4 protein-coding genes are annotated in these 4,006 nt (G+C 69.0%); 2 read left to right on the plus strand and 2 right to left on the minus strand.

What is annotated here, in order from left to right; translation table 11 throughout:
- Window positions 1-256 precede the first annotated feature (256 nt).
- The gene (locus KGQ19_RS47705) at window positions 257-805 is read left to right on the plus strand and encodes a hypothetical protein (RefSeq protein WP_368862266.1); all 549 of its coding nucleotides are present in this window, start codon (window positions 257-259) and stop codon (window positions 803-805) included.
- 47 nt (window positions 806-852) lie between these two features.
- Here the strand turns inward: KGQ19_RS47705 and KGQ19_RS47710 are convergent, their stop codons facing one another.
- Window positions 853-1,392, minus strand: a complete 540-nt coding sequence (locus KGQ19_RS47710; RefSeq protein ID WP_212022151.1) for an anthrone oxygenase family protein — start codon at window positions 1,390-1,392, stop codon at window positions 853-855.
- A complete protein-coding gene (locus KGQ19_RS47715; RefSeq protein WP_212022153.1) occupies window positions 1,389-2,264 on the minus strand; it encodes an NAD(P)H-binding protein in 876 nt (291 codons plus the stop codon). The genes KGQ19_RS47710 and KGQ19_RS47715 overlap by 4 nt, the downstream gene beginning before the upstream one ends.
- Window positions 2,265-2,345: 81 nt before the next feature.
- Between KGQ19_RS47715 and KGQ19_RS47720 the strand changes: the two genes are divergently transcribed.
- Window positions 2,346-3,329, plus strand: a complete 984-nt coding sequence (locus KGQ19_RS47720; RefSeq protein ID WP_212022155.1) for an AraC family transcriptional regulator — start codon at window positions 2,346-2,348, stop codon at window positions 3,327-3,329.
- Window positions 3,330-4,006 lie beyond the last annotated feature (677 nt).

Raw genomic sequence — 4,006 nt, forward strand, 5'->3', positions numbered from 1 at the left:
GTCCCGGCCCCCGCCACCGCCCCGGGCGCGCAGCCGCTGCGCCAGGGCCAGGTGGCGACGGTCCCGCTGAACCGGCACGGCGTGCGGACGCCGATGCAGTCGGCTCGGGTGTAAGGCAGGCAAGCCCTCCTGCTGATTCGGGGAACGACAGTGAAGAGCGCGCATACGGCCCCGCCGGATTGACGATCCTGCGGGGCCTTCGCGTTGCCGGATTATCTCGGCGACATCTCTGAGGTGCGCGCTATAGCGTTCGGACATGAGGCCGCTGTTGTTAATCGATGTAGACGGACCCCTGAATCCCTACGCCGCCAAACCGCCCCGGCGTCCCGACGGCTATACGACCCACCGTCTGTTGCCCGCTACCTGGGTGGAGGAGCAGCGGTCTCTGTTGACCCAGCTGGGGATGCCGAACAGGCGCGTCAAACCTCTGCGGGTCTGGCTCAACCCCGACCACGGCCCGGCGCTCGCCGCTCTGCCTTACGCCCTGGTCTGGGCGACTACATGGCAGCACGAGGCCAACGAATACATCGGCCCGGTGTTGGGTCTGCCGGAGCTGCCGGTCATCACGTGGCCCGAGCCGCGGACGGAGCCGGCCGGCGGGCTCTACTGGAAGACTCCCAGCATCGTGACATGGGCCGCGGGGCGCCCCTTCGCGTGGATCGATGACGAGATCACCGATGCGGACCGGGACTGGGTCCGTACACACCACGACGCCCCCGCGCTGCTCCGCCGGATAGATCCGGCGGTCGGCCTGGCGGCCGAGGACTTCGCAGCGCTGGCGGCGTGGGTGGAGGAGTCGGACTGACTTTCGCTATTGGGACTTCCTACAGTGCACTCACTATTGCGGGCTCTCTATAGCGCTCCGACGTGGACGGCGTTCTCGTACGGGGCAGCGGTCTCGCGGCGGCTCACCAAGAGCAGCGCCCGCGCCAGGCACACCGCGGCGCCCGCGCTGAGCACCGCCCGCGTGATGTTCCACAGGTTCCACGTGTCCTCGAACCGGGCACGCACGGCCGCCGGGTCGGTGATCCGTGCCGGATTGCCGGCGGCGGCCAGCTGGTTGTTCAGCGGCACGTTGACGGCCATCGTCGTCAGCAGCCCGATCGCGTAGAGCGCGAGTCCGGCGGCGATCCACAGGCGGAGGCGGCGGTCGTGGCGGAACGTGCGCAGGGCCCAGGCCGCGAGGATGAGGGCGCCGAAGAAGGTCAGGAAGAACACCGGGTTCTCGATCTTCTTGTTGATGTTCTGCATCGCCTCGATGAAGGTCCGGTCGCTGGAGGCGCCCAGGCCCAACATCACGGAGCAGGCGAAGGCGTAGTAGACGCCGGCGATGAGTCCGGTCACGACGGTCGCGGCGGCCAGGACCGTGTTGCCGTTTGCTCGTGTCCTCATTTCCAGGCCCCGTTCTCGGCGGCGGTACGGACGTACTCTGCGAAGTCCCGCGGCGGGCGCCCTATAGCGCGTTGCACTCCGTCGGTTACATAGGCGTTGCGGCCATCCAGGACTTCAGTGAAGAGATACGCAAGCATCTCGATCACTTCCGGCGCTTCGCCTTCTTCCTTGAGATACGCGGTGAAGGCCTCCAGTGGGATCGATGTAAAGGAGATCTCGCGTCCTGTGGCCTCCGCTATAGCGTTCACCGCTTCCGCGAAGGTAAGGAGGCGCGGTCCGGTCACCTCATAGATCTGTCCGTTGTGGCCGTCCTGCGTGAGCGCGGCGACTGCCACCTCGGCGATGTCCTCGACGTCGACGAACGGTTCCCCGACCTCGCCGACCGGTAGCACCACCTCTCCAGACACGACCGACTCCAGGAACGCGCCCTCGGAGAAGTTCTGCGCGAACCAACTGGCACGGACCACGGTCCACTCCAGTCCGGCGCGGGCGACGACCTCCTCGGCCAGCTGCGCTTCCGGTTCGCCGCGTCCGGAAAGCAGGACTACGCGTCGCACTCCGGCGCGCCGGGCTTCGGCGGTGAAAGCCGCCACGGCTTCGGGGGCTCCGGGGACTGCCAGGTCGGGGAAGAAGGACAGGTAGACGTTGGTGACGCCGTCCAACGCACGCGGCCAGGTCGCCGGGTCCTGCCAGTCGAAGGCCGGGTCCGCGGAGCGGGAGCCGCGGCGGACGGCGATGCCGGCGGCTTCGAGCCGGGCGGCAACCCGGCGACCGGTCTTGCCGGTGGAGCCCAGGACGAGGGTCAGGTGCTCGGCCTGGTTCTGGCTCTGGTCGTGCTTTCGGTTCTGGTTCGTGTTCTGGCTCGTGTTCATGACTCAAGTACAGCTGTCCCGTGTGAGATCCAGAATGGTCCAGACTCCACACATCCATACGCGATCGTCTACCCTCGGGACATGGACGTCATAGCCGGGTTACTCAACGGGCCGCGCGCCGACGGCGCCTTCCTGCTGCGTTCGCTCCTCACCCCGCCCTGGTCGCTGCGAGTGCAGGACCGGGCGCCGCTGACGCTGGTCGCGGTGATCTCGGGAACCGGGTGGGTGGTGCCGGACTCCGGGGCCCCGACCCGGTTGCAGCCCGGCGACCTGGCGATCCTGCGTGGCCCGGACCCGTACGTGTTCGCCGACGACCCGGCCACCGCGCCCCAGGCCGTGATCCACCCCGGCCAGCGCTGCATGACGCCCGACGGCGAGGATCTGGGCGACATGCGGACCCTGGGTACCCGCAGCTGGGGCAACGCGCCGGACGGGGCGACGGTCCTGGTCACCGGCACGTACCAGGTACTCAGCGAGATCTGCGCGCCACTTCTGGCCGCGCTCCCGCCGCTGGCGGTGCTGCGCGACGGCGAGTGCGACACCCCGCTGATCCCGCTGCTCGCCGCCGAGGTGTCCCGCGAGACCCCGGGCCAGGACGCGGTACTGGACCGCCTGCTCGATCTGCTGACGGTGGTCGCGCTGCGGACCTGGCTGGCCCGGCCCGACGTCGAGACCCCGGCCTGGTACCGCGCGCAGGACGACCCGGTGGTCGGCACCGCGCTGCGGCTGATCCACGACGATCCCGCGCACCCCTGGACGGTCGCGGCGCTCGCAGAGGCCGCACATGTGTCGCGCGCGGCGCTCGCACGGCGGTTCAGCGCGGAGGTCGGGGAACCGCCGATGGCGTACCTGGCGAACTGGCGGCTGGCGCTGTCGGCGGACCTGCTGCGCGATCCGGCGGCGACCATCGCCTCGGTGGCCGAGCGGGTGGGATACGGGAGCGCGTTCGCGTTGAGCGCCGCGTTCAAGCGGGTGCGCGGGGTGAGCCCGAAGGAGCACCGGGAGCGGGCGGCCCGGGAGGCGGGGCCGGTGGCTGAGGTGCGGGCTTGGCGGGTGGCTGTTTAGCCGCAGAAGCGTCAGCCGCAGAAGCGCTAGCCGCAGAAGGGGTCGGCCAAAGCGCTAGCCAACAGAAGCGGCCGGCCCGAGCGTCAGCGGCAGAAGCGGTCAGCTAAAGCGCTGGCTAGTGATGTATCAGGCAACGTTTGTCCGGGAGCTTTCGCGATGTGGTTCGCGATGTGCTCCGCGACGTGCTCCGCGACGTGCCGGTCGGCGGGCGGGATCCGTTGGCGGGTGGAGTTTGCTGGGGCTAGAGCTTGTGGGGCGGGTTGCGGTTGGGGTGTGGGTTTCAAAGCTTTTTACGGCCTTCGGTCATAGTTGTGCCGGTTCGGGGTTCGTGGTGGTGGGTTTGCTTGTCGGCTGCCGGTTCGCGCGTTCACAACCCCGCCCCACCTCAGGCCTCTTCAACTCCAGTAAGCCAGCGCAAGGTCAAAAACTGTGATGAAGGGCCGGGCCTCCGGCGGGCCTCGACAACCTCAGGGAAACTAGCGCGGTTCCCTCGGGTGGCTGGGTGAGTCTCAGCGGCGGCGGCTTGTGGGGTGGTGCGGTCCGTTCCCCTCGGTCGCGTCGTCAGCCCGGGGGGTACAGCACCGGTGTCCGGGGGTAAAGTCCGCGCGCGGCGGTTGGCCATTTGACCTGCGGTTTCGTGCAGCGCGAACTTGACCCCCGGCCACCGGCACTGTAGG

Source organism: Catenulispora pinistramenti (assembly GCF_018274385.1).
GTDB lineage: Bacteria > Actinomycetota > Actinomycetes > Streptomycetales > Catenulisporaceae > Catenulispora > Catenulispora pinistramenti.

Bases quoted from the DNA above. Each gene is read 5' to 3' on its own strand.
- KGQ19_RS47705 (WP_368862266.1), top strand. From the start codon at position 257: ATGAGGCCGCTGTTGTTAATCGATGTAGACGGACCCCTGAATCCCTAC.
- KGQ19_RS47710 (WP_212022151.1), bottom strand. From the start codon at position 1,392: ATGAGGACACGAGCAAACGGCAACACGGTCCTGGCCGCCGCGACCGTC.
- KGQ19_RS47715 (WP_212022153.1), bottom strand. From the start codon at position 2,264: ATGAACACGAGCCAGAACACGAACCAGAACCGAAAGCACGACCAGAGC.
- KGQ19_RS47720 (WP_212022155.1), top strand. From the start codon at position 2,346: ATGGACGTCATAGCCGGGTTACTCAACGGGCCGCGCGCCGACGGCGCC.